Source organism: Pseudomonas sp. Irchel 3F3 (assembly GCF_900187545.1).
In the GTDB taxonomy this organism is placed as follows: Bacteria; Pseudomonadota; Gammaproteobacteria; order Pseudomonadales; family Pseudomonadaceae; genus Aquipseudomonas; species Aquipseudomonas fortuita.
The window spans coordinates 721,716-745,497 of the sequence record NZ_FYDS01000001.1 but is presented as its reverse complement, the minus strand read 5'-3'; the positions used below and the strand labels follow the sequence as shown (position 1 = coordinate 745,497).

At 61.8% G+C, this 23,782-nt stretch carries 23 protein-coding genes; 12 read left to right on the top strand and 11 right to left on the bottom strand.

Annotation, left to right across the window (positions count from 1 at the left end):
* Nucleotides 1-5 precede the first annotated feature (5 nt).
* On the top strand, nucleotides 6-707 hold the full coding sequence (locus CKW35_RS03450) for a YoaK family protein (RefSeq protein WP_016486560.1): 702 nt from the start codon (nucleotides 6-8) through the stop codon (nucleotides 705-707).
* On the opposite strand, the gene proP is transcribed toward CKW35_RS03450, so the two are convergent.
* From proP to glaH, 6 genes are all read right to left on the bottom strand, one after another.
* Nucleotides 708-2,210, bottom strand: a complete 1,503-nt coding sequence (proP, locus tag CKW35_RS03445) for a glycine betaine/L-proline transporter ProP (RefSeq protein WP_023047996.1) — start codon at nucleotides 2,208-2,210, stop codon at nucleotides 708-710.
* A 161-nt stretch (nucleotides 2,211-2,371) separates the two neighbouring features.
* Nucleotides 2,372-3,346, bottom strand: a complete 975-nt coding sequence (gene hemB, locus CKW35_RS03440; protein WP_060516602.1) for a porphobilinogen synthase — start codon at nucleotides 3,344-3,346, stop codon at nucleotides 2,372-2,374.
* Nucleotides 3,347-3,648: 302 nt separating this feature from the next.
* Nucleotides 3,649-4,542 carry a PA4780 family RIO1-like protein kinase gene (locus CKW35_RS03435; RefSeq protein ID WP_095115085.1) on the bottom strand — a complete coding sequence of 298 codons (894 nt, stop codon included), beginning with the start codon at nucleotides 4,540-4,542 and terminating at the stop codon, nucleotides 3,649-3,651.
* A gap of 87 nt (nucleotides 4,543-4,629) precedes the next feature.
* Nucleotides 4,630-6,021: a GABA permease gene (gene gabP, locus CKW35_RS03430; protein ID WP_016486556.1), complete on the bottom strand. Its 1,392-nt coding sequence runs from the start codon at nucleotides 6,019-6,021 to the stop codon at nucleotides 4,630-4,632.
* Nucleotides 6,022-6,167: 146 nt separating this feature from the next.
* Entirely contained in the window at nucleotides 6,168-7,418 is a 1,251-nt protein-coding gene (gene lhgO, locus CKW35_RS03425; RefSeq protein ID WP_016486555.1) for an L-2-hydroxyglutarate oxidase, read from the bottom strand.
* 114 nt (nucleotides 7,419-7,532) lie between these two features.
* Complete coding sequence (glaH, locus tag CKW35_RS03420; protein ID WP_023047992.1) at nucleotides 7,533-8,510, bottom strand: glutarate dioxygenase GlaH; 978 nt, start codon at nucleotides 8,508-8,510, stop codon at nucleotides 7,533-7,535.
* Nucleotides 8,511-8,704: 194 nt separating this feature from the next.
* On the opposite strand from glaH, the gene csiR reads away from it, so the two are divergent.
* From csiR to CKW35_RS03405, 3 genes are all read left to right on the top strand, one after another.
* Nucleotides 8,705-9,400 carry a DNA-binding transcriptional regulator CsiR gene (gene csiR, locus CKW35_RS03415; RefSeq protein WP_016486553.1) on the top strand — a complete coding sequence of 232 codons (696 nt, stop codon included), beginning with the start codon at nucleotides 8,705-8,707 and terminating at the stop codon, nucleotides 9,398-9,400.
* Nucleotides 9,401-9,538: 138 nt separating this feature from the next.
* Nucleotides 9,539-10,219 carry a response regulator transcription factor gene (locus CKW35_RS03410; protein ID WP_016486552.1) on the top strand — a complete coding sequence of 227 codons (681 nt, stop codon included), beginning with the start codon at nucleotides 9,539-9,541 and terminating at the stop codon, nucleotides 10,217-10,219.
* A complete protein-coding gene (locus tag CKW35_RS03405) occupies nucleotides 10,197-11,588 on the top strand; it encodes a HAMP domain-containing sensor histidine kinase (protein ID WP_070086506.1) in 1,392 nt (463 codons plus the stop codon). The genes CKW35_RS03410 and CKW35_RS03405 overlap by 23 nt, the downstream gene beginning before the upstream one ends.
* On the opposite strand, the gene CKW35_RS03400 is transcribed toward CKW35_RS03405, so the two are convergent.
* Nucleotides 11,501-12,346 carry a helix-turn-helix domain-containing protein gene (locus CKW35_RS03400; RefSeq protein ID WP_016486550.1) on the bottom strand — a complete coding sequence of 282 codons (846 nt, stop codon included), beginning with the start codon at nucleotides 12,344-12,346 and terminating at the stop codon, nucleotides 11,501-11,503. The genes CKW35_RS03405 and CKW35_RS03400 overlap by 88 nt on opposite strands.
* 112 nt (nucleotides 12,347-12,458) lie before the next feature.
* Here CKW35_RS03400 and CKW35_RS03395 point away from each other — a divergent pair, with 112 nt between their 5' ends.
* Nucleotides 12,459-13,349, top strand: a complete 891-nt coding sequence (locus tag CKW35_RS03395; protein ID WP_095115083.1) for an EamA family transporter — start codon at nucleotides 12,459-12,461, stop codon at nucleotides 13,347-13,349.
* 44 nt (nucleotides 13,350-13,393) lie between these two features.
* Here CKW35_RS03395 and cysS read toward each other — a convergent pair whose 3' ends face one another.
* Together cysS and CKW35_RS03385 are read right to left on the bottom strand one after the other, a co-directional pair.
* Nucleotides 13,394-14,776, bottom strand: a complete 1,383-nt coding sequence (gene cysS, locus CKW35_RS03390; protein WP_060516609.1) for a cysteine--tRNA ligase — start codon at nucleotides 14,774-14,776, stop codon at nucleotides 13,394-13,396.
* Nucleotides 14,777-14,785: 9 nt separating this feature from the next.
* On the bottom strand, nucleotides 14,786-16,489 hold the full coding sequence (locus CKW35_RS03385) for a glutamine--tRNA ligase/YqeY domain fusion protein (RefSeq protein ID WP_095115082.1): 1,704 nt from the start codon (nucleotides 16,487-16,489) through the stop codon (nucleotides 14,786-14,788).
* Between the two features lie 248 nt (nucleotides 16,490-16,737).
* On the opposite strand from CKW35_RS03385, the gene CKW35_RS03380 reads away from it, so the two are divergent.
* Together CKW35_RS03380 and CKW35_RS03375 are read left to right on the top strand one after the other, a co-directional pair.
* A complete protein-coding gene (locus CKW35_RS03380; RefSeq protein WP_031311992.1) occupies nucleotides 16,738-17,241 on the top strand; it encodes a peptidylprolyl isomerase in 504 nt (167 codons plus the stop codon).
* Nucleotides 17,238-17,960: a UDP-2,3-diacylglucosamine diphosphatase gene (locus CKW35_RS03375; RefSeq protein WP_016486545.1), complete on the top strand. Its 723-nt coding sequence runs from the start codon at nucleotides 17,238-17,240 to the stop codon at nucleotides 17,958-17,960. The genes CKW35_RS03380 and CKW35_RS03375 overlap by 4 nt, the downstream gene beginning before the upstream one ends.
* 123 nt (nucleotides 17,961-18,083) lie before the next feature.
* Here CKW35_RS03375 and CKW35_RS03370 read toward each other — a convergent pair whose 3' ends face one another.
* On the bottom strand, nucleotides 18,084-20,390 hold the full coding sequence (locus CKW35_RS03370; RefSeq protein ID WP_095115081.1) for an acylase: 2,307 nt from the start codon (nucleotides 20,388-20,390) through the stop codon (nucleotides 18,084-18,086).
* Between the two features lie 195 nt (nucleotides 20,391-20,585).
* On the opposite strand from CKW35_RS03370, the gene CKW35_RS03365 reads away from it, so the two are divergent.
* Nucleotides 20,586-20,960 carry a fe2+ zn2+ uptake regulation protein gene (locus CKW35_RS03365; protein ID WP_016486543.1) on the top strand — a complete coding sequence of 125 codons (375 nt, stop codon included), beginning with the start codon at nucleotides 20,586-20,588 and terminating at the stop codon, nucleotides 20,958-20,960.
* Nucleotides 20,961-20,996: 36 nt separating this feature from the next.
* On the opposite strand, the gene CKW35_RS03360 is transcribed toward CKW35_RS03365, so the two are convergent.
* On the bottom strand, nucleotides 20,997-21,185 hold the full coding sequence (locus CKW35_RS03360; protein ID WP_003248064.1) for a hypothetical protein: 189 nt from the start codon (nucleotides 21,183-21,185) through the stop codon (nucleotides 20,997-20,999).
* Between the two features lie 150 nt (nucleotides 21,186-21,335).
* Here CKW35_RS03360 and CKW35_RS03355 point away from each other — a divergent pair, with 150 nt between their 5' ends.
* From CKW35_RS03355 to CKW35_RS03340, 4 genes are all read left to right on the top strand, one after another.
* Complete coding sequence (locus CKW35_RS03355; RefSeq protein ID WP_023049269.1) at nucleotides 21,336-21,794, top strand: hypothetical protein; 459 nt, start codon at nucleotides 21,336-21,338, stop codon at nucleotides 21,792-21,794.
* Between the two features lie 250 nt (nucleotides 21,795-22,044).
* Entirely contained in the window at nucleotides 22,045-22,425 is a 381-nt protein-coding gene (locus CKW35_RS03350) for a Mor transcription activator family protein (protein ID WP_016486541.1), read from the top strand.
* Between the two features lie 63 nt (nucleotides 22,426-22,488).
* A complete protein-coding gene (locus tag CKW35_RS03345) occupies nucleotides 22,489-23,136 on the top strand; it encodes a DUF2589 domain-containing protein (protein WP_016486540.1) in 648 nt (215 codons plus the stop codon).
* A 73-nt stretch (nucleotides 23,137-23,209) separates the two neighbouring features.
* Complete coding sequence (locus CKW35_RS03340; RefSeq protein ID WP_016486539.1) at nucleotides 23,210-23,764, top strand: DUF2589 domain-containing protein; 555 nt, start codon at nucleotides 23,210-23,212, stop codon at nucleotides 23,762-23,764.
* The last annotated feature ends 18 nt before the right edge of the window (nucleotides 23,765-23,782 follow it).

The window sequence follows — 23,782 nt, the reverse complement described above, 5'->3', positions numbered from 1 at the left end:
TGACCATGCTGCCCAACGCCCTTCCCGCGCGCACGGCCAGGCGGCTACGCCTGCAAGTGTTGCGTGGCCGTGTCGGCCTTGGCCTGGTCGCTGGTTTGTCAGTGCTGGCTGGCATGACCGATGCCATAGGCCTGCTGGCGTTGGGCGACTTCGTGTCGTTCATGAGTGGCAATACCACACGCCTGGCCGTGGCCATCAGTGAGGCAGACCTTGCGCTGGTGCTGCGCCTGAGTGGCGCGATACTGGGCTTCGTCGCTGGCAATGCGCTGGGCGTGCTGCTGGCCCGTGGCTTGCGCCGCCGGGCCTGGCCCGTGTTGCTGATGGTTGCGGTACTGCTGGCGTTCGCAGCGGCGTGGCCGTTGGCGGCCACCTTCCCGGCATTGTTGGCCGCCACGCTGGCCATGGGCATGATCAATGCCGTGGTTGAACAGGTGAACGGCCTGCCTATCGGCCTGACTTACGTCACCGGCGCCCTGTCCCGCTTCGGCCGTGGCCTGGGCCGTTGGCTGATGGGCGAACGGCGCAACGGCTGGCGGGTGCAGCTGGTGCCCTGGGCCGGCATGCTGCTGGGGGCCGCGTTGGGCGCCTGGTTGCAGCAGCGCCTGGGCCTGCAGGCACTGGCTGGCAGTTGCGCGCTGGCCTGCGTGCTGGCCCTGGTGTCGCGGTTCATACCGCGCGGCTGGCAGCGTGGCTACATGCCGCGCTGATCAATCAATGCGCGGGTGCTGCTGTGCCAGGGTCTGGCGCTTGGCTTCCAGCTCGGCGATCTGCGCATCGATGTCTTCGATCTTTTGCTCGATGTTGTCGTGGTGCTCCTGCAACAGCTCGCGCGCTTCATCAATGTCCGATGCCGCCGGTGCCGCGCCGCGCAGCGGCTTGTTGGCGGTTTCCTTCATGGTCAACCCAGTCAGCAAGCCAATAGCTGCGATCACCATCAGGTAATAGGCCGGCATGTACAGGTCGCCCGTGCTCTCCACCAGCCAGGCAGTGAGCGTCGGGGTGAGCCCGGCGATCAGCACCGAAATGTTGAAAGCAGCCGCCAAGGCGCTGTAGCGGATGTGCGTAGGGAACATAGCCGGCAGCGTCGAGGCCATCACACCGATGAAGAAGTTCAGCAGCACGGCAATGATCAGCAGCCCGGCAAAAATCACCCCCAGCACGCCGCTGTTGATCAGCATGAACGCCGGGATGGCCAGGGCGAACAGGCCGACACTGCCCACGATAATGAACGGCCGGCGGCCGAACTTGTCGCTGAGCAGGCCGATCACAGGCTGCACGAACAGCATGCCAACCATGATCGCAATGATGATCAGCACGCCATGGTCTTCGCTGTAATGCAGGTTGTGCGACAGATAGCTCGGCATGTAGGTCAGCAGCATGTAATAGGTGACGTTGGTGGCAATCACCACGCCGATGCAGGTCACCAGGCTGCGCCAGTGCTGTGTGGCCACTTCCTTGAACGACACCTTGGGGCCGGAGGCCAGGCCTTCGCGGTCGCCCTGCTCCAGCTTGTCGACATGCTGCTGGAACGCGGGTGTTTCTTCCAGCGCATGGCGCAGGTAAAGGCCGATGATGCCCAGCGGCAAGGCCAGGAAGAACGGCAGGCGCCATCCCCATTCAAGGAACTTTTCTTCGCCCAGTATGGTGGAAATCAGCACCACCACCCCCGCGCCCAGCACAAAGCCGGCAATCGAGCCGAAGTCCAGCCAGCTACCGAGAAAACCCCGCTTGCGGTCGGGGGCGTATTCGGCCACGAAGATCGACGCGCCGGTGTACTCGCCGCCCACCGAAAAACCCTGGGCCATCTTGGCCAGCAGCAACAGGATGGGCGCCCAGATGCCGATGCTGGCATAAGACGGTATAAGGCCGATGGCAAAGGTGCTGAGCGACATGATGACGATGGTGGCGGCGAGGATTTTCTGCCGCCCGAACTTGTCGCCCAATGCGCCGAAGAACAACCCGCCCAACGGCCGGATCAGGAACGGCACCGAGAAGGTGGCCAGCGCTGCGATCATCTGCACACTGGGGTCGGCGTTGGGGAAAAACACCTTGCCCAGGGCGTAAGCCACGAAGCCGTATACGCCAAAGTCGAACCACTCCATCGCATTGCCCAGCGCGGCAGCGGTGATGGCCTTCTTCATCTTGGCGTCGTCGACGATGGTGATGTCCTTCAGCCCGATTGGCTGGACGCGTTTCTTGCGAGGTTTCATACCCGTATCCCTGTCGATGAATGCTCTAAGGGATCAGATACAACGGGACACTAAATAATTCAGCGCTTACTGATTTTTTGTGCATTTGCGCCGCATCACCAACAGTGCAGACAGAAAAGCCGCTGCAGTAGCAGCGGCTTTTTCATACCGAGCCCCGGGCTTCAGATACCTTCGCGCGCCAGGTCCATGGCAAAGTAGGTCAGGATCAGGTCGGCACCGGCACGCTTGATCGCGCCGATGCTTTCACGCACCACCCGGCCTTCATCGATGGCGCCCGCGAGGCCGCCGAACTTGATCATTGCGTACTCACCACTCACCTGATACGCCGCCAACGGCAGGCGCGAGGCGGCGCGGATGTCGGCGATCACGTCAAGGTAGGCACCGGCCGGCTTGACCATCAGCACGTCCGCCCCTTCCTGTTCGTCCAGCAGCGATTCGCGCACCGCTTCGCGGCGGTTCATGGGGTTCATCTGGTAGCTCTTGCGGTCGCCCTTCAGCGCGGTGCCACCGGCTTCACGGAACGGGCCGTACAGCGACGAGGCGAACTTGGTGGAGTAGGCCATGATCGCGGTGTCATGGAACCCGGCACCATCCAGCGCGCGACGGATGGCCTGGACCTGGCCGTCCATTGCTGCCGAGGGGGCGATGAAGTCGGCACCGGCAGCGGCGGCAATGACCGCCTGCCTGCCCAGGTTGGCCAAGGTGGCATCGTTGTCCACGCCATGGTCATGCAGTACGCCGCAGTGGCCGTGGCTGGTGTATTCGCAGAAGCAGGTGTCGGACATCACCACCATTTCCGGCACGGTGTCCTTGCAGATGCGCGACATGCGCGCGACCAGGCCGTTTTCGTTCCAGGTGTCGCTGCCGGTGGCGTCCAGGTTGTGCGATACGCCAAAGGTCATCACCGACTTGATACCGGCGCGGGCATAGCGTTCGATTTCCTGGGCCAGCAGCTTCTCGGGGATGCGGTTGACCCCGGGCATGCTGGTAATCGGCACGAAGTCATCGATGCCCTCTTCGACAAAGATCGGCAGGATCAGGTCTTCCAGGCGGAATTCGGTTTCCTGGAAGATCGTGCGCAGGGACTCGTTCTGGCGCAGGCGGCGTGGACGAACGGACGGGAATTGGTTGGACATGACAGCTCCAGGGCATTTTGAACGGCGTATACCTTATGCCTGTCGCGCGCCAGTGAAAAGGCTAAATGACGAGATTGTGTCTTGCGTCAATGGCAATGGCCAGGTTTAGCCTGTGCCGGCCCCTTCGCGGGTGAACCCGCTCACGCAGAACAAACGCTGATTTACAGATTTAGCGGTGACTCTGTGGGAGCGGGCTTGTCCCGCGAACCCCGGCGCAGCCGGGGCCATGCATCGCGTCGCCCGGATGTAGCCTGACAAGATACGGGAAAAGCCTCACAAAGTTGTGAGGCGCCTGCAACGCCTCACTGCAACCAGGGCGGCGTGGGCTCCTCTGCCTTGACCACTCCATGCTCAGCCTCGTCACGCGCTGCACGGCGGCGTGCATCATCCAGCCGAGCGGCGTCGATCTCGCGCATCACCCCGGTCACGTCAGCTTCATGTTCGTCATCCTCGAACACCCCCGTCAACGGGCTGTCGGGCAGCAAATCACCGGCCTCGAACAACGCCCACATCTCCTGCGCATACCGAGTGCTTTTCAGCTCCGGGGCAAAGCGCCCGAAATAATGGGCCATGTTGTCCACATCGCGCTGCAGCATGCTGAAAGCGTGGTTGTTGGCGGCTGCATCCACCGCCTGCGGCAAGTCGATGATCACCGGCCCGTCCGGGCCGAGCAGCACGTTGAACTCGGACAGGTCGCCATGCACCAGCCCCGCACATAGCATCAGCACAATCTGGCGAATGACAAAAGCGTGGAACGTGCGCGCTTCCTCGGCTTCCAGGTGCACGTCGTTCAGGCGCGGGGCCGCGTCGCCATCGGCATCGGTCACCAGCTCCATCAACAGCACGCCGTCCTGGAAGTCGTAGGGCTTGGGCACCCTTACACCAGCACCGGCCAGGCGGAACAATGCGGCAACTTCGGCGTTCTGCCAGGCATCTTCGGCTTCTTTACGGCCGAACTTGCTGCCCTTGGCCATGGCCCGGGCCTGGCGGCTATTACGCACCTTGCGGCCTTCCTGGTATTCGGCGGCCTGGCGGAAGCTGCGCTTGTTGGCTTCTTTATAGACCTTGGCGCAGCGCACCTGGTTGCCGCAGCGCACCACGTACACGGCGGCCTCCTTGCCACTCATCAGCGGCCGCAGTACTTCGTCGACCAGGCCGTCTTCGATCAGGGGTTCGATTCTTTTGGGTGTCTTCATCAGGCTGTGTTCGGGGTCCTGGCTGTGATGGGGGACATCCTCTCACAGCCGGGTGCGACTTGCTCGTCTGTCTTCAGCCCAGGCTGATCAAACGCCCTGCCCTGCGCTGTTCATCGGCACGCCGCGCGCCCGTCGGCGCGTGACCAGCAAGCCTGAACATACCACCAGCACCGCCAGCACCATGGTCGACACCACTTCCACCCGGTGATCTGGACGCAGGAGCATCACTACCAGCACGCTGCTGATGAACACGATCACACCCCAGGTCAGCCACGGGAACAGCCACATGCGGTAACCCAGCGTCTTGCCCTGTGCGGTCAGGCGCTGGCGCAGGCGCAGCTGGGACACCGCGATGACCAGGTACACCAGCAAGGCGATGGCGCCCGAGCTGGCCATGAGGAAGCCAAATACTTTGGCCGGCACCAGGTAATTGGCGATCACTGCCAAAAACGCCGCACCGGTGGAGAGCAGCACCGCGACCACAGGCGTGCCACTGCGGCTGGTCACCTGGGCACAGGTCGGTGCATCACCGCGACAGCTCAGCGAGTACATCATGCGCGAAGCGGTATACAGCGAAGAGTTCAGGCAACTGGTGACCGAAGTCAGCACCACAAAGTCGATGATGGCCTTGGCATTCGCCACGCCCAGGGTGTCCAGCACCGTGACATAGGACCCCTCGGTCGCCAGGCGCGGGTCAGTCCAGGGGACCAGCGCGATGACGATGAATATCGACAGGATATAGAACAAGGTGATCCGCCAGATCACCGAATTGGTGGCCTTGGAAATATGCTTGCCCGCATCAGAGGATTCAGCTGCGGCAATGGTCACCACCTCGGCGCCGAGAAACGAGAACATGGTGATCAGCATGGCGCTCAGCACCGCGCCAAAGCCATTGGGCATGAAACCGCCGGTATCCCACAGGCGCGAAACACCACTGACACCGGAACCGGGCAACAGGCCAAAAATGGCGCACACACCCAGTGCAATGAACGCGACGATGGCCACCACTTTTACCAGTGCCAGCCAGAATTCGAACTCACCGTAGTTCTTCACGCTGAACAGGTTGGTGGCCGTCAGCAACAAGGTAATCACCAACGACAAGACCCAGATCTCCATCTGCGGGACCCAGGAATTGATGATGGTGGCGGCAATATTGGCTTCGATGGGAATGATCAGTACCCAGAACCACCAGTACAACCAACCGATGGTATAGCCCGCCCACTTGCCGATGGCGAGGTCGGCATAGGTAGAAAACGAACCGGTATCCGGCGAAGCAACCGCCATTTCGGCCAGCATGCGCATCACCAGCACCACCAGGCCGCCGGCCAGGATGTAGGCCAGGATGGTGGCCGGCCCCGCTTCAGCAATGGCACGACCAGAGCCGACGAACAGGCCGGCGCCGATCACACCGGCAATGGACAGCATGGTGACATGCCGTGATTTCAATCCATGACTCAAATTGTTCTTGTGGGTTTGCATGGCACTACCTTGTTGTTTTTGTCATGCCCACGCTGGGGCCGCCGGCTGCACGGTGGCCGACGCAGGCGCGAAAAAGCCCGCCCTGCCCTGAGTGCAGGGCAGTACGGGTTGAGTAAGCGGAAACCGCAGAACGTACTGCGGTATCGTCAGCTGGCCGCCCGCTGGCGGGCCGCCAGGTCCGCCTTGGGGGCATTGCCACCTGCGCGAGTGACCTGCTCACACACCTTCTCGACGATGTAGGCGCCGATCGGGATGGCTGAAGTGGCAGCCGGCGACGGTGCGTTGCACACGTTGACGCTGCGCGCGGTGTTGACGAACAGGAAATCGTCGATCAGCTTGCCATCGCGCGACACCGCCTGGGCACGCACGCCGGCCGGGTAAGGCGTGAGGTCGGCCTTGGTGATACTCGGGCAGTACTTCTGCACCTGCTTGAGATACCCGCCCTTGAACAGCGAGTTTTTCATCTCGATCAGGCCTGGGCGGAAGTTCTTCGCCAGCACCTTGAGAATGCCGGGGGTGGTCAGGGTCTGGAACAGGTCGCCGGGGCTGACATCGGTCTTGCGGTAGCCCTCGCGCTTCATCGCCAGTACGGCGTTGGGGCCAACCGTGACGGTGCCATCGATCATGCGGGTCAGGTGCACGCCCAAAAACGGCATCGACGGGTCGGGAATCGGGTAGATCAGGTGGTTGACGATCTGGTTGTGCTGTTTGGGCAGCAAGTAGTACTCGCCCCGGAACGGACAGATGACAAACTCGGTGCGCAGGCCCAGCATGCTGACCACGCGGTCGGCCATCAGGCCCGAGCACGTGACCAGGAAACGGCTACGGAACTCGTCGCGCTGAGTGCGCACGACCACTTCGCTGGCGTGCTCCTGCAGGCCGATCACCTCTGCGCCATAGCGAATCTCGCCGCCGGCACGCTGGAATTCTGCGCCCATTGCAGCGGTTACTTCGGCGTAATTGACGATGCCGCTGGACGGCACGAAGATGCCCCCCATCCCCACGATATTGGGCTCGCGTTCGCGCAGTTCGTCTGCCGACAGCCAATAGCGCTCCAGCCCGTTGGCCGCGGTACGCTCCCACAGCGCTTTCATGCGCTGCATTTCCAGCTCGTTGGTGGCCACCAGCAGCTTGCCGCACTCATCGAAGCGGATGCCGTGCTGGGTGCAGAAGGCCTTGGTGGCCTTGTTGCCTTCCAGGCAGAAGCGCGCCTTGAGGCTGCCGGGGGTGTAGTACACGCCAGCGTGAATAACGCCGCTGTTGTGACCGGTCTGGTGGCGGGCCGGGCCGGATTCCTTTTCCAGCAGGAGAATCTTCGCCTCCGGGTACACCTTGATCAGGTGCATGGCCGTGGACATGCCCACAATGCCACCGCCAATAATGATGAAATCGTACACAGCCTTACCTCACACGCAGGCATTGCCTGGCTCGCTCACCAAGGCCCACGCGGGGCCCGGTGGCATCATTTTGTGCAAAGACGCATGGGCGGGCGCCCGCCCTGCGTCCTGTCATTATTGCCCGCGCTGGTACAGCGGTTTGGGGAACGCGACGTAACCCCGCTGGCGCATCAGTTCACGGCGCAGGCCTTCGTGTGGGGTGAAGCGGTCGCGGCCATGCAGCCAGAACAGGTTGTTGATCAGCAGGAAGCTACCCACCGCCACCGGCACCGAAACCTTCTTCGCGCTGCCTTCCAGCGAATCGGACAGGGCGTTCAGCCAGATGCCTTCTTCATAGTTTTCCGGCTGCACGAACTGGTCAATGTAGCGCATGGTCGGGCGGCCTTCGCCGTCGGTGTCGAATACCGAGTGGAACACATCTTCGGCGACCTTCTTGCTCGGCGGCGCGGTCCAGCGCATTTCGCGGCGGGCCATCGGGTGGCGGAAGAATTCCTCGCATTGCTCCCAGTCGTCCAGGTGCAGCAGCAGGGAGTTACCGCCTTCCATGTTCTTTTCGTCGATCTTCAGCATCAGCACGTAATCGGTGATCTGGTTCACGAAGGTGCCGTCGTTGTGCAGTTCCATGACCCGATGCGGCTGGCGCAGGTAGCTGTCGGAGTTGTCGGAGTTGACTACCACAAAGCGGGCATAGAACTGGCCGCTCATGGCGTCGTAGTTAGAGCGGCCGATCAGGTGTGCGCAAGCGGTGGTGAACTTGACCATGTCCTCGGCCTGGCTCACGTCATCCAGGCCCACCGGGGTAATCAGCATGCCGCCGGTGGCGCGATCAAGGATGGTGTTGAGCAGCACCGGGCGCAGGGTGCCCTGGCACAGCTCGTCAAGGATTTCACCCAGCCGGAAGCGCAGGAACGACTTGTACTCCAGCGCCTGAACCGGCCACTGGGCAACGGCCTCGACGAACGCTTCGACAGTTTCCCGGGCGAAAGTCAGTTCAAGCAGGCGCGGCGACTGTTTCGAAGGGGCAATCGTGTAACCACGGGGCTCGAGCGGCAGTGGCATCACAAGTTCGTCGATCTGCGTAAAAGCGTTCATGGCAGTGTCCTGGCAAAAAAGTGGAAAGCGCCGTCCGGATGTGACCTGGATCAGTGCGGGCGAGGTAAAAGTATCGCCACTAGATGAGAATGTCTACATTTTTGTATTTGAGCGACACTTATGTTTTTTATCCACTGTTTTTCGTCGGCAGACGGTTTCGGTATGATCGCCAAAACGTTTTGAGGAACAGGATCTTGGAAGCGCTCGCCCCCCGACAAAACTCAGCATTCAGCGGGTATGAGAGGCTCAAGAAGGACATCATCCGTGGCGTGTTCAAGCCCGGCGAAAAGCTGTTGATGAGCGCCCTGAAGGAGCGCTACGACCTGGGCGTGGGCCCGCTGCGCGAAGCGTTGTCGCAACTGGTGGCAGAGCACCTGGTCAATGCCATCAGCCAGAAAGGCTACCGGGTGGCGCCCATGTCGCTGGACGAGATGAACGACATCTACGATGCCCGCGCCAACCTGGAGGCGATGATCATTGCCCTGGCCATCGAGCGCGGCGACGACACCTGGGAAGCGTCAGTGCTGGCCCACTCGCATACCCTGGCCAAGGTGGTGGAAGTGAAAACCCGCGAGCAGCGCCTGGATGTGTGGGACGAGCGGCATAAGGCGTTTCATACCGCCATTGCCTCGGGCTGCGGCTCCAAGCACCTGCTGCAGGCACGCACCTATCTGTTCGACCAGGCCGAGCGCTACCGCCACCTGTGGCTGACGCAGACGGTGTTCTCCGAACAGGCCCTGGAGCTCAAGCGCCAGGAGCATGCGGCGCTGGTCGAGGTGATTCTAGCCCGCGACGCCAAGCGCGCCAGCGCCATGATGCGCTCGCACCTGATGACCCCGGTGCCGATCATTGCGCAGATCATGCATGCCGAAGGTATCGGCGCCCGCTGAAACACCACGCCGCTTGCTTCGCGGGTGAACCCGCGAGGAGGCCAGCGCAGGTAAAAGACGCTAGATGAATTTTTCTTAAATCGCCGGTTGTCTATTCTTTGGCACAATCAAATCTCCATTAGATGCCCAGGAACCAGCATGCCTCGCGTACTGACCATCGAAGACGACGCCGTCACCGGCCAGGAAATCGTCGCCGAACTTACCAGCCACGGCCTGGAGGTGGAGTGGGCCGACAATGGCCGTGAAGGCCTGGCCAAAGCCATTGCCGGGGGCTACGACCTGATCACCCTGGACCGCATGCTCCCCGAGGTCGATGGCCTGACCATCGTCACCACCCTGCGCAGCCTCAAGATCGCCACGCCGATCCTGATGATCAGCGCCCTGTCGGACGTCGACGAACGCGTACGCGGCCTGCGTGCAGGCGGTGACGACTACCTGACCAAGCCGTTTGCCTCCGACGAGATGGCCGCACGTGTCGAGGTATTGCTGCGCCGTAACAGCGTGCCCATGACCCAGACCCGCCTGCAGGTTGCGGACCTGCAACTGGACCTGATCAGCCACGAGGCGCGCCGCGGCGACAATACGCTCAACCTGCTGCCCACCGAATACAAACTGCTGGAATACCTGATGCGCCACAGCGGCCAGGTGATCACGCGGATGATGATTTTCGAAGAAGTCTGGGGCTACCACTTCGATCCCGGCACCAACCTGATCGACGTGCACATCGGCCGCCTGCGCAAGAAAATCGACGCCCCCGGCCAGTCGCCGCTGATCCGTACGGTACGGGGCTCCGGCTATGCCATTGCTGAACCCGTCTAAAGGCTGGAGCTCTTCCACCAGCCGCCTGCTGGCGCTGTACAGTTTCCTGTTCGTGGCCTGGAGCAGCATCCTCATGGGCGTGCTGTACTTCGAGGTGTCCAGCTACCTGAACAAGCTCACCCGCCATTCAATGCTGCAGCGACAGCATCTGTTCGCACACATGAGCGGCAAGCAGCTGGACGACGCCCTGATTGCCAGCCAGGCCTTCGAAGAACGCAGCTTTGATGCCTATGGCCTGTTCGACACCCAGCTCAACCCGATTGGCGGCAGTGTGCGTACCCTGCCCCCGGAGCTCAGGCTGGACGGCAAGATCCATGAGTTGAAACGCTGCCTGGATGCCGACGACCCACACCTTCCCCGCGACAGCTGCGATGCGGTGGCGATCAAAGTGCAAGATGGCCGCTGGCTGGTACTGTTCCGCGATAACGGCTCACTGTTCGTGGTTACCCGGATCATTCTCGACGCCCTGCTCTGGGGTATCTCCTTGACGCTGATCCCAGGTTTTGCCGGCTGGTACTTGTTGCGCCGCCGGCCGCTAAAGCGTATCCGCGCGATCCAGGCCCAGGCCGAGCTGATCGTTGCCGGCGACCTGACCCACCGTCTGCCCTTGTCGGCCCGGCGCGACGAGCTGGACATGTTGGCCGCCATCGTCAACGCCATGCTCGACCGCATCGAGCGGCTGATGCATGAGGTCAAGGGTGTGTGCGACAACATTGCCCATGACCTGCGTACCCCGCTTACACGCCTGCGTGCCCAGCTGTACCGCATTCGCCAGCAGAGCGACGTCGACTCCACGCAAGCCGAGGCGCTGGACCAGGCCATCGGCGAAACCGACACCCTGATGGCGCGTTTTCGCGGGTTGCTGCGCATCAGCGAACTGGAAGATCGCCAGCGCCGGGCCGGCTTCGTCCAGCTTGACCCCCATGAACTGCTGGTCGAACTGCACGACTTCTACCTGCCTTTGGCCGAGGATGGCGGCATCCACCTGGAATTGCACCAGCCCGCACAGCTGCCGGCACTGCACGGTGACCGCGAACTGCTGTTTGAGGCCCTGGCCAACCTTGTGGGCAACGGTATCAAGTTCACGCCCGAGGGTGGGCAAGTGCGCATTTGCGCAACACACGACGACACCGGTGTGCACCTGGCTATCGAGGACAGCGGGCCGGGCATCCCCGAAGAAGAGCGTACGGCCGTGCTGAAGCGGTTCTATCGCAGCGAGGAAGGTCACCGCCACGCGGGCTTCGGGCTGGGTCTGTCGATCGTTGCCGCGATCGTTGACCTTCATGGGTTTGGACTGGAGATAGGCGCCAGCGAGCTGGGTGGCGCCAGGCTGGTACTGCATTGCCCATTGATAGGGGTATCAAAGTAACGGCTGGGCGCCTCGCCCAGCAAACGCTTGAACACGGTCGCAAAGGCGCTCGGGCTGCTGTAGCCAAGCGCCATCGCGACGCGCGTGACGGGCTCACCCTTTCCAAGCCGAACCACGGCATCCAGCAAGCATGCCTGCTGGCGCCATTCGATAAAGCTGATCCCGGTGTACAAGCGAAACTGGCGTGTGAACGTGCGCCGGCTCATGCATGCCCATTGCGCCATTCCATCGATACCTGTTTGCAGCGAGGGTGCCGCCAGAAACGCCTTGCATGCCTGGGCAAGGCGCGGTTCCTCGGGGATCGGCGCATTCAGCGAAAGCGCCGGCATGTCGGCAATCTCATGCAGCAGCAAGCCCATCAAGCAGGCATGACGCCCCTGTAGGGGGTGCTGGGCAGGCACTTCGATCGCCTTCTCAAGCAGTTGCTGCACCAATGGGGAAACGGCGAAGACCTGGCAATGCCGAGGTAGGCCGACCCGCTCGGCTGCCTGCGGGCAAATGTAGGCATTGAGCATGATGACCGGGCCGCGCATCTGCATTGCATGGGCCAGTCGCGCAGGCACCCAAATGGCCCGCAACGGCGGCACAGCCCAGTTGCCCGCTTCAGTTGCCACTGTGATCACGCCGCAGGCGGCAAAGGCAAACTGCCCTCGATCGTGACGGTGTTTCGGGAAAGATTCGCCGTCGGCAAAAGCCTTCCTTGTAACCACCACTTCACACAGCGTGTTGCCGTACAGCGTGTCTTCAGCGTTTGTCATGGCCTGATTTTAATCAGATTTGACCTTCAATTGAAAGCGGGCCAAACCGCTGGCCGGCATATTAACGGAAGCGTCAAGGCGCACTGCCGCGACATCAGTAGATTGCCAAACCATGCACAGAAAACACATGATCCTTGCCGTCCTGGTTACAGCCCTATGGGGCCTCAACTTCCCGCTCACAAAACTGGGTTTGGCCCACATAGACCCACTCCTGCTCACAGGCTTACGCTTCGCACTGTGCGCATTGCCGTGGGTGTTTTTTGTGAAGCGCCCGAAGGTCGCTGTCCATTGGCTAGCTGCATATGGCCTGATCTTTGGCGTAGCGATGTGGGCACTGATCAATCTCGGGATCGCCATGGGGGTGCCAGCCGGCAGCGCCTCGCTACTGATTCAGTTCAGTGCATTTTTTACCCTGGCGTGGGGCTGTTTACTGTTTCGCGAACGCCTGACCGGCACCCAATTGGTCGGCATCGCGCTGGCGGCAACAGGGTTGGTTGGCATTCTGGCAGTAAGCCCCGGCAAAACCACGACCACAGGTTTGCTGCTGCTCTTGATCAGCGCGCTAGCCTGGAGCATCGGCAACGTCATCATCAAGCTGTCAAAGGTGAAGGAGATATTTGCCTTCGTCATATGGGCCAGCCTTTTCGCGCCAATACCTTTGCTGTCGCTGGCCTGGTGGCTGCATGGCACAGCCGCGTTCGTCGCACTGGCAGCGCAGGCGAATGCCGTCGTGGTCTTTTGCCTGTTATTCCAGGTGTATGCCGCAACACACTTTTGCTACTGGGGATGGAATTACCTGTTGCGCGAATACCCAGTGTCCAGGGTAGCGCCGCTTTCGCTGCTGATTCCGGTTTTCGGCATCGCCAGCTCAGCCTTGATCGTGGATGAGGTGCCTAGCGGGTGGGAGTGGCTGTGTATTGCCCTGATCTTATCGGCGCTGGCGGTCGGCATGAAGCCAGGGCGAGCGGTACTGGGCAGCGAACCGGTGGCTGCTGTTCACTAGCGTGTCGCGAAAGGGCTGCATGGCAGCCCCTTCGCGCCATTGGATCAGTCAGCCAGACGCCAGGTAGTAGAGCCTTTGCTGTCTTCCAGTACCACACCCATGGCGGTCAGCTGGTCGCGAATACGATCAGACTCGGCCCAGTTCTTGTCCGCACGAGCCTGCAGCCGCGCCTGTATCAGGCCTTCCACCTCGCCAGCATCAACCTTGCCTTCGGCACCCGCACGCAGGAAGTCATCGGCTTCCAGTTGCAGCACACCCAGCACTTCACCCAGCTCGCGCAGGCGGCCAGCCAGGCCGGCAGCAGCCTGCGGGTCGCTGTCGCGCAGGCGATTGATTTCCCGCACCAGGTCGAACAGCACGGCGCAGGCCTCGGGGGTACCGAAGTCGTCGTTCATCGCCACACTGAAACGCTCGACAAACGCCTCGCCGCCCTTGGCCGCCACCCGTGGCAAACCACGCAAGGCGTGGTAGAAGCGCTCCAGCGCACCCTTGGCGTCGCGCAGGCTGTCTTCGGAGTAGTTGATCGCGCTGCGGTAGTGGCTGGCCACCAGCAGGTAGCGCACCACTTCCGGGTGGTACTTCTCGAGCACATCGCGGATGGTGAAGAAGTTGTTCAACGACTTCGACATCTTCTCGCCGTTGATCCGGATCATGCCACAGTGCATCCAGGCGTTGGCGTACTGCTTGCCAGTGGCCGCCTCGCTCTGGGCAATCTCGTTCTCGTGGTGCGGGAATTCCAGGTCGCTGCCGCCGCCGTGAATGTCGAAGCTCTCACCCAGGCAGCAGGTGGACATCACCGAGCACTCGATGTGCCAGCCCGGACGGCCCGGGCCCCATGGCGATTCCCAGCTCGGTTCGCCCGGCTTGACGCCCTTCCATAGCACGAAGTCCAGTGGGTCCTGCTTGGCTTCGTCGACCTCGATGCGTGCACCGATGCGCAGGTCTTCGATTTTCTTGCGCGACAGCTTGCCGTAGCCGACGAACTTGCCGACGCGGTAGTACACGTCGCCGTTGCCCGGGGCATAGGCGTAACCCTTGTCGATCAGGGTCTGGATCATCGCGTGCATGCCGGCGATATGGTCGGTGGCACGCGGCTCCTGGTCTGGCGGCAGGATGTTCAGGCGGCGCTCGTCTTCATGCATCGCATCGATCATACGAGCAGTCAGGGCTTCGAAGCTTTCACCGTTCTCGTTGGCGCGGTTGATGATCTTGTCATCGATATCGGTGATGTTGCGCACATAAGTCAGCTCGTAGCCGCTCTTGCGCAGCCAGCGGGTGACCAGGTCGAAGGCCACCATGCTGCGGCCATGGCCCAGGTGGCAGTAGTCGTATACGGTCATGCCGCACACGTACATGCGCACCTTGTTGCCATCCAGCGGCTTGAAGGTTTCCTTCGCTTTGCTCAGGGTGTTGTAAATGGTAAGCACGGCGTTTCCTCAGCTGCCCCAGGAGTCACGCAGGGTGACAGTGCGGTTGAACACCGGGCGGCCCGGCTGGCTGTCTTTCAGGTCGGCGCAGAAGTAGCCTTCGCGCTCGAACTGGAAACGGTCCTCAGGCTGCGCCTGGGCCAGCGAAGGCTCGGCACGGCAACCGCTGAGCACTTGCAGCGAGTCTGGGTTGATGTTGTCCAGGAAGCTGCCGCCCTCCTCGGTCTTTTCCGGGTTCGGCGAGCGGAACAGGCGGTCGTACAGGCGCACTTCGCACTCGACGCTGCCCTCGGCCGGCACCCAGTGGATCACGCCCTTGACCTTGCGGCCTTCAGGATTCTTGCCCAGGGTGTCCGGGTCGTACGAGCAACGCAGCTCGACGATAGTGCCGTCGGCGTCCTTGATGGCCTCGTCGGCGCGGATCACGTAGCTCCCGCGCAGGCGCACTTCACCGGCCGGCTCCAGGCGCTTGTAGCCCTTCGGCGGCTCTTCCATGAAGTCATCGCGGTCGATGTACAGCTCGCGTGCGAACGGCAGCACACGCACGCCCATGTCTTCTTTAGGGTGGCGCGGCAGCTCAAGTTGCTCCACCTGGCCTTCCGGGTAGTTGGTGATGACCACTCTCAGCGGGCGCAGTACGCACATGGCGCGCGGTGCGGTGCGGTCCAGGTCGTCACGGATGCTGAATTCGAGCATCGACATGTCGACCACGCCGTCGGAGCGGTTGGTGCCGATCATTTCGCAGAAGTTGCGGATCGAAGCCGGGGTGTAGCCACGGCGACGGAAGCCGGACAGGGTCGACATGCGCGGGTCGTCCCAGGCGTCGACGTGCTTTTCGTCAACCAGCTGCTTGAGCTTGCGCTTGGACGTGATGGTGTAGTTCAGGTTCAGGCGGCTGAACTCGTACTGGCGCGGGTGCGCCGGCACGGGCAGGTTGTCGAGGAACCAGTCGTACAGCGGACGATGCCCTTCGAACTCCAGGGTGCAGATCGAGTGGGTGATGCCCTCGATGGCGTCCGACTGGCCGTGGGTGAAGTCATAGTTGGGGTAGATGCACCATTTGTCACCGGTCTGGTGATGGTGGGCATGGCGGATGCGGTACAGGATCGGGTCGCGCAGGTTCATGTTTGGCGAAGCCATGTCGATCTTCGCCCGCAGCACGCGCTCGCCGTCCTTGAACTCGCCGGCCTTCATGCGGGCGAACAGGTCGAGGTTTTCTTCCACGCTACGCTCGCGGAATGGGCTGTTCCTGCCCGGCTCCTTGAGATTGCCGCGGTATTCCTTGGCTTGATCAGGGGTCAGGTCGCAGACATAGGCCTTGCCACGCTTGATCAGCTCGAGCGCCCATTCGTGCAGCTGGTCGAAGTAGCTGGACGCATAACGCACGTCGCCGGCCCAGTCGAAGCCCAGCCATTTGACGTCGCTCTGAATGGCGTCGATGTATTCCTGGTCTTCCTTGGCCGGGTTGGTGTCATCGAAACGCAGGTGGCAGACGCCCCCGAATTCCTTGGCCAGGCCGAAGTTGACACAGATCGACTTGGCATGACCGATGTGCAGGTAGCCGTTGGGCTCCGGCGGGAAGCGGGTGACGATGCTGCTGTGCTTGCCCGAGTCCAGGTCGGCCTGGATGATCGGCCGCAGGAAGTTCGCAGGGACAGCGGGGGCGCCTTTGGCAGCGGCGTTGGGCGCGTTGTCGGCAGTGGGCTTGCTCATAGGATCCTTGAATGCACGTGTCCGGCCTGGGTAGGCCGATTGAAACAAAGGGCCTATCATAGCCGAAGCAGTCAAGCTGCTGACAGTCGGGCCCGGACAAACTGGCGTGATTTATCACGGCTTTTTGCCGCAGCCTGGCAAAATGGCCAGTGCGCGCCATGTGTCGTGATCGCCTGAACATGCGTCAGGTGATAACCGGCGCCCTGCGCACCCTAATTCCCGATTGCCTTGAAAAAGCGAGTTTCAGCATGTCCAAAGTCAAACTGACCACCAACCACGGCGACATCGTCATTGAACTGAACGCTGAAAAAGCCCCGATTACCGTGGCCAACTTCATCGAATACGTCAACGCAGGCCACTACACCAACACCGTGTTCCACCGCGTGATCAAGGGCTTCATGATTCAGGGCGGCGGTTTCGAGCCAGGCATGAACGAAAAGCGCGACAAGCGTGCCAGCATCCAGAACGAAGCTGACAACGGCCTGAAAAACGCCAAGTACACCATCGCCATGGCTCGCACCATGGAGCCGCACTCTGCTTCGGCGCAGTTCTTCATCAATGCCTCGGACAACGACTTCCTCAACCACAGCGGCAAGAACGTACAGGGCTGGGGCTACGCGGTATTCGGTGAAGTGATTGAAGGCCGTGAAGTGGTTGATGCCATCGAGAAGGTCGCCACCGGTTCCAAGGCTGGCCACCAGGACGTACCAAAAGAAGACGTGATCATCGAGAAAGCCGAGATCATTGGGTGATACTGCTGATCTCCGATCTGCATTTGCAAGAAGAGCGCCCGGACATTTCCCGGGCGTTTCTTGATCTGCTCGACGGCCGTGCCCGCCACGCCAAGGCGTTGTACATCCTGGGCGACTTCTTCGAAGCGTGGATCGGCGACGATGCCATGACGCCCTTTCAGCAGTCGATCTGCCAAGCCATGCGCCGGCTGAGCGACAGCGGTACAGCCATCTTCCTGATGCATGGCAACCGTGACTTCCTGATCGGCCAGGCCTTCTGCGACGCTGCGGGCTGCACGTTGTTGAGCGACCCCAGTGTGATCGAGCTGGGCGGTGAACAGGTGCTGCTGATGCATGGCGACACCTTGTGCACCCGCGACCTGGGTTACATGAAAATGCGCCGCTTGCTGCGCAACCCGCTGAGCTTGTGGGTCTTGCGTCACCTGCCGCTGTCAGCCCGCTACAAGCTGGCGCGCAAACTGCGCAGCGAAAGCAGCACGCAAGTGCGGATGAAGTCCACCGAAATTGTCGACGTCACACCGGAGGAAGTACCCAAGGTGATGGCGGCGCATGGCGTGCGCACGCTGGTGCATGGCCATACCCACCGGCCAGCGATTCACAAGCTGGTGGTTGATGGGGAACCGGCACGGCGCATCGTGCTGGGCGACTGGGACCGCCGCGGCTGGGCCTTGCAAGTAGATGAGCAAGGGTTTCAGCTGGCGCCGTTCGAATTTGCCTGACATTACAGGACTGGCAGTACCGGCCCTTTCGCGGGCAAGCCCGCTCCCACCGGTACACCACAAGTATGAAAATCTGTGGCGTACCTGTGGGAGCGGGCTTGCCCGCGAAGAGGCCAGAATGCCTCACTGCTGAACCACCGCCCCTTTGTCCCGCTCACTGATCACCACTTCCCGGTACTCCGGGTCTGCCTTGATCTGCGCCTCGGTAAACGGAATCACCGCCAGTTGCTTGGCCGCAAATGCCTTGGTCTGGTCACTGGCATGGGCTGAAGCCGCTTCGCTCGACTGGGAGAATGCCAATAACCCACGAGCCTCTGGCCCTTTGTCGGTGAAGCTGACCAGTTGCAGGTAGCTGGTACCGCTGACCACCAACCGCTTGCCCTGCCCGTGCGGCACACTGTACATCGCGTTGTACACGCCCAGAGCCTGCGGACCACCGGGTACCGGCGTGCCATCGAGCGCCTGCTGCACCTGCCCCCAACGCGTCCCCTCCGCGACACCGCTGTCGTTCACCTGCTTGAGCGACGCCAGTGCCGCGTCATGCACCCGTTTGCGCACGGCCGCCTGCTCCACCGCCAGACCACGCGGCGTGTGCTGCGGGTCTGCCGGGTCAAAGGCCACACGCCAGCTTTCCGGGTGCTCGGCCAGGGCAGTGAACAGGTTCTGGAAATGCACCAGACCAATGCCACTGTCGAGGTCGGCCTTGCCATTCCAGGCAGCCAGGCTGCTGCACACGGCCTGTACCTCTATGGCGGCGCCCTGGCACCATTGCAGCAGGTCTGGCAGCACCAGGCTGGCCAGGTAAACCTCGTCGTCGGTCACCATGCGCTGCAAGTCATCAACGCTCAGCCTTGCCGTGCCCTGCAGGCGCTGCAGGGCGAAACGGCCGCGCATGCCCAGCGGCTGGTCACTGCGGCTGATCAAGGGTGAATAGCCGGTCAGCGGCTGCGCCGGGTTGGCCAACCAGGCCGGGTCGTTGGAGTTCTGCACGAAGTCCTCGCGTTCAAGGCTCGGCAGCAGTCGCGCCGGGAAGATTCCCGGTTGCGCAGCGTTCGCGTCGATCTTCCATTGGCAGGCGCTACGCGAGCCGTCCAGCACCACTACGGGCCCTTGCCCTTGCGGGGTGCTGCAAGCGCCGAGCAGTTGCTGATCCACATATGGCACCACCGATTGGTTCAGGTACAACGCCCGCCCCCCTGGGTCCACGGCCAGGGTGTTGACCCAAGGGATACCCTGCAACTGCTCGACCGAGCCTTTCAACGCTGCCAGGTTATCGGCACGATTGATCTGGTACCACTGTTGCAGCACCCGGGTGTTGTCGAGGTTGGCGTCACGCAAGCTGTAGGCCACATGCGCATCCCAATCCAGGCGCCCGGGCCATTGCACCACCGGGCCGAATTGCGAACTGTAGACCTGCCGCTCCACCTGACCGAGGCTGCCATCCTCAGCCTTGACGGCAACGCTGATGGTTTGCCGGGCCAATGGCAGCGACTTGCCATCCAGCAGGTAGCGGGTCGGGTCCTTGGGGTCGAGCTGCAGCCGGTACAAAGTGAAGTGTTTGGACGTGTCGACGGTATGCGTCCAGGCCAGGTGCCTGTTGAAACCAATGTTGACCACCGGCAGGCCCGGCAATGCCGCGCCCATCACATCGAGCTGGCCGGGAATGGTCAACTGCATCTGGTAGAAGCGCATGCCGCCCATCCACGGGAAATGCGGGTTGGCCAGCAACAGGCCACGGCCATTGGCCGAACGCTGTGCCCCGACCGCCACCGCATTACTACCGCGCTCCGTGGCAAAGCGCGCTTGCCACGCCAGCGCAGCGGCGAAGCCTGCCGGCGCCTGCTGGCGAGCCTGTGCAGGGGGTTGCGCGCCTGCCAGCGCCTCGACGAACTGCCCGACGCCACCCTCGGCCAACAGGCGACGGGTCAGCTTGACCAGGTCCTGGCTGGTGATCGGTCGCAACCACTCACCGTTACCGCATTCGGCGGGTAGCCCCCCGCGGCGGCGCTCGGCCAGCGCCCGGTTGTAGCCGCTGGCATAACCCGCCAGCAATGCTTGCACCTGCGCCGGCTGCGCCTGCAGGAACGTATCGACCGCCACTGGGCTGTTGAGCCAAGTGAAAAACACGTCGCTGGCCAGGTTGTCACGCTGCTCCAGGGTCTTGCCGTTGGCACCAAAATGGCGTGAGCGCTCACCACTGACGGTCAGCACCTCGTTGGCCAGCAGGCACAGGTTGTCCTGGGCATAGGCATAGCCGACGCCATAGCCCAGGCCGCGCTCATCCTTGGCCACGATATGCGGCACCCCGTAACTGGTTCGACGAATCTGCGCGCTGGCATCAGTGGCGGGCTGCGCGTGTACGGCAACGCTCACCGCCAACAGCGCAGCGGCCAGGCCTGCGCACGCCATGGGATGGGAAAGTGGAAACACGGGCACTCCTCGGGTTCGGGCTCTATCCCGATCAGACGAATGGCCAGATGAAAATTTTACGTGTTACCGGGCAATGGAACGTCTTGAAGAAGAACACCATTTTTTTTACGGGTGGGTTGCAGTTTTTGCGTTCTCATTCGTCCTAGTTAGTGAGGCAACCACATTTCGGGTTCGTCCACGAAAAGGAGCATTCACATGTACAACCCGCAACCCTCGACCCAGGCCGGGCGCGTCCCAGGCAAAGCGCCCAACGGACAGGACGTTTTTTCTGAAGAACGCATCGGCAACGAACAGATCCGCGAGCTCCTGCGTACTTTCGGTCTGCGTACCAGCCTGATCCGGCTCAAGGTGATCGATGCCCTGCACACCGCCGACCGCAATGGCCGCAGCATTGGCGTACGCGGCGTGCACGCACAACTGGAACAACTGGACATACCGCTGTCGTTCCTCAGCGTGCGTGAAGTGCTAAAGCGGCTGTGCACCGAAGGTGTCATCGAGTTGGGCAACGACAAGTGCTATAGCCTCAACGCCCAGGCGCGCGCCGTACTGGAGCAGGCATCCTCGCGTTAAGCGCATGGCCGGCCACACTTGGCCGGCCCGCAGGGGTCAGGGTTTGACCTTGCGCCGCAGGATGCCGTTGATCACCACGACCACCACAGCGATGGCGATGGCCAGCATCTGAAAGGTCTGCTCACTGATCGTGCCCTGCTTCTGCAGGTGGGACAGGCCCAGCATCAGGCCTAGTACCACCAGGATGATCAGAAGGGAATATTTAAGGCGCTGCACGTGTGTCATCGAAAGTTCCTTGCAACATCAGGGGCAAATGGCTCGCAACGAGCCGCGCCAATGATACAACGCCCACAGGGCCCGGCGCTGCATTTCCTGCTGGGTAGGGTGGCGACTGCCTGAAAGCATGGGGCTTCAAGCACCCATGCCGGAGGCACCATGTACAAACCCCTGCTGTTCGCGTCCCTGATTCTGACCCCGCTTTCCCTTCACGCGCTGGACACCCGCGAAGTAAAGGCGGCGCAACTGCTTGAGCTTGGCCGCGACCTGGAGCGCCATGCCGGCGCCAGCCAGTGGCAACAACTGTGGCAGCGCGTGCGCCAGGCCGGCTACCTGCAGGCTCAAGGCGCGCCGCTGCACTTCAGCGCCCCCATGGCCCTGTTGCCTGAACTGGCGCGGCTGACCTTGGCCCAAGCCGATCATGTGCAACCGCTGCACCAGACCCAGGCGCTGTATCGCCGCAGTTTTTCCGACACGGTCATCGGTCAGCGCGGCGGCCAGCCACTGCATGCCTTGTGCCTGGTGGTCGACTGGCGGACGCTGCCAGAAAGCATGCTCGCCTCCCCCCAGGCCTACCTGCGCAGCGCCAGCCTGCTGAGCAGTTACCCCTGCAACTGAGGGTACCCCGCCCCATCACTCGATGAGCGTAGCGCCCTTATGGGTAATCAACCGCCACAGCCACATGCTGAAGACACGTCCTACACCGCAGGATATCGCTGCCTGCAATCCCTGTTCACCGAGGCTACAAACCGCACCCCATATGTCGCCTAGCGACGCGCGGTGGCTGTCACACAGAATTTGCTCACACCGTCGACATAACGCCGCTGGTGATCGGGTCGCACATCCCCCCATCCAGAAGGAGCGCCATATGGAATTACCAGACTTGAGCCTCATCGATATCAGCCAACTGCCCCATTCGCTGCAGGCCCTGGTCGACTGTATCGGCATCGACAACGCCTACCAGTTGACCTGCGCCTACGGCGGCAGGCCCAAATACATCCCCAAGTACCGCGAACGCACCAAGCTGGCCGACGTGCTGCCAGCCGAGGCGCTCGACGCATTGATCAAACGCTTTGCCGGGGTAGCCCTGGAAATCCCCAAGGCTGACCACTTTCTGCGCCAGTTGCGTAACCAGCAGATCCAGAAGGAAAGCGCCGATGGCCTTTCACGCAGCCTGCTGGCGAACAAGTACGGTCTGAGCTTGCGTCAGATCGGCAACATCCGCCGTCAGGAGAACTACGCCCGCTGACGGCCAACCCGTTAGGCCGCCACAGGTGGCCACTTTTCCCTTCAACAACAAGAGCAATCAAGCATGTCGATAGACAACAGCCTCATCGGATCCGTGATCAACGCCTTGCCAATGGATCGCATGATCGCAGGTCCCCTGCAGGCCATGGTCCAGGCACAGGTTACTGCGAGCAAGTCATACGCCGACTTCCTGATGCAGGTGTGCGTGCAGGACGGCAAGGCCGTCGCCATCCAGTTCGACTACGACGAAACCATCGTCGACGAACAGGGTGAATACAAAGGTGTGGTCAGCAAGACCATGAAGGTGCCGCTGCTTGCGGCCATCACGCACCCGAACATTTCCATCGAGGAAGGCAATGTCGAGTTCGAACTGGTCATCAACCAGATGTCGGAAGACACTTCCAGCAAGGACATGAGTGCCGATCTGACCGGCTCTTTGGGCTGGGGGCCATTCAGGCTGAATGTGAAAGGCAGCGTCAGCCATAAGTCCACACAAACCCGCAAGACCGACACCCGCGCCCGCTACGCCTTCAATACCACGCTCAAGCGCCAGGAGCCGCCTGAAGCAATGATGAGGGTGATCGAGTTCCTGACCGATGCGGCAACCAAGCCAACGGTGGTCAGAACCGCCGAACTGAAAAGCCAGGACGAGATTTCCCAGGCCGATACCTTGAAAGGTCCTGCTGCCGATGTAACTACCGGTACTGCTTGAGACGCTCCCTGCCCCGCAAAACAGCCCTCCTGGCCAGCGCCGGGGGGCACACCTGGCCTGAGGAGTCGAACCCATGAACAAGCCCCCTGCCCCGATGACCTCCATTGACCTGCGTGAGATCACCCGTGGCCTGCAAGAAGCCGCCAGCGCCACCAACAGCCTGATTGCACAACAGTACATCAACCTGTTCGACCAGTTCTTCGAGTGCGACAGCGACGCCTTGGGCGCCCCCATGAAAGCCAAGATGGTCGAGGTGGCCATGGATGGGCAACACATCATGCGCGTCCCCCTGTTTGCCTTGGTATCGCCCAAGGGCCTGGCCCTGGAGCGAATGCAGGTCGACCTCTCGGTACGGGTTAAAGGGACCGAAGCGCAACAGGCACTGCAGACCGCAAGCGAGAACAAGACTGCAAGCTTCAAGGTCACCATCGGCGGTCAAGGCCGTCAGGGCGAAAGCCGTGACCCTGACGAAGTACAGATCCGCATGCAGTTCCAGGCCAGCGAACCGCCGGAAGCCCTGAACCGGCTGATAGACGAATACACCAACCTGATCGTCCCGGTACGTGCCCCTGATCCGCAGCCCTCACCCGATACCAATGAATTTATCGAGGCGGCCACCGTCCGTTGACGGCCGCCCCGGCACCGC

Coding starts and splice junctions, on each gene's coding strand:
- proP (WP_023047996.1), bottom strand. CDS start 2,210: ATGAAACCTCGCAAGAAACGCGTCCAGCCAATCGGGCTGAAGGACATC.
- CKW35_RS03395 (WP_095115083.1), top strand. CDS start 12,459: ATGCACAGAAAACACATGATCCTTGCCGTCCTGGTTACAGCCCTATGG.
- CKW35_RS03340 (WP_016486539.1), top strand. CDS start 23,210: ATGAACAAGCCCCCTGCCCCGATGACCTCCATTGACCTGCGTGAGATC.
- CKW35_RS03435 (WP_095115085.1), bottom strand. CDS start 4,542: ATGAAGACACCCAAAAGAATCGAACCCCTGATCGAAGACGGCCTGGTC.
- CKW35_RS03385 (WP_095115082.1), bottom strand. CDS start 16,489: ATGAGCAAGCCCACTGCCGACAACGCGCCCAACGCCGCTGCCAAAGGC.
- CKW35_RS03345 (WP_016486540.1), top strand. CDS start 22,489: ATGTCGATAGACAACAGCCTCATCGGATCCGTGATCAACGCCTTGCCA.
- CKW35_RS03365 (WP_016486543.1), top strand. CDS start 20,586: ATGTACAACCCGCAACCCTCGACCCAGGCCGGGCGCGTCCCAGGCAAA.
- CKW35_RS03450 (WP_016486560.1), top strand. CDS start 6: ATGCTGCCCAACGCCCTTCCCGCGCGCACGGCCAGGCGGCTACGCCTG.
- gabP (WP_016486556.1), bottom strand. CDS start 6,021: ATGCAAACCCACAAGAACAATTTGAGTCATGGATTGAAATCACGGCAT.
- CKW35_RS03405 (WP_070086506.1), top strand. CDS start 10,197: ATGCCATTGCTGAACCCGTCTAAAGGCTGGAGCTCTTCCACCAGCCGC.
- glaH (WP_023047992.1), bottom strand. CDS start 8,510: ATGAACGCTTTTACGCAGATCGACGAACTTGTGATGCCACTGCCGCTC.
- CKW35_RS03400 (WP_016486550.1), bottom strand. CDS start 12,346: ATGACAAACGCTGAAGACACGCTGTACGGCAACACGCTGTGTGAAGTG.
- CKW35_RS03355 (WP_023049269.1), top strand. CDS start 21,336: ATGTACAAACCCCTGCTGTTCGCGTCCCTGATTCTGACCCCGCTTTCC.
- CKW35_RS03350 (WP_016486541.1), top strand. CDS start 22,045: ATGGAATTACCAGACTTGAGCCTCATCGATATCAGCCAACTGCCCCAT.
- CKW35_RS03410 (WP_016486552.1), top strand. CDS start 9,539: ATGCCTCGCGTACTGACCATCGAAGACGACGCCGTCACCGGCCAGGAA.
- hemB (WP_060516602.1), bottom strand. CDS start 3,346: ATGTCCAACCAATTCCCGTCCGTTCGTCCACGCCGCCTGCGCCAGAAC.
- CKW35_RS03380 (WP_031311992.1), top strand. CDS start 16,738: ATGTCCAAAGTCAAACTGACCACCAACCACGGCGACATCGTCATTGAA.
- CKW35_RS03360 (WP_003248064.1), bottom strand. CDS start 21,185: ATGACACACGTGCAGCGCCTTAAATATTCCCTTCTGATCATCCTGGTG.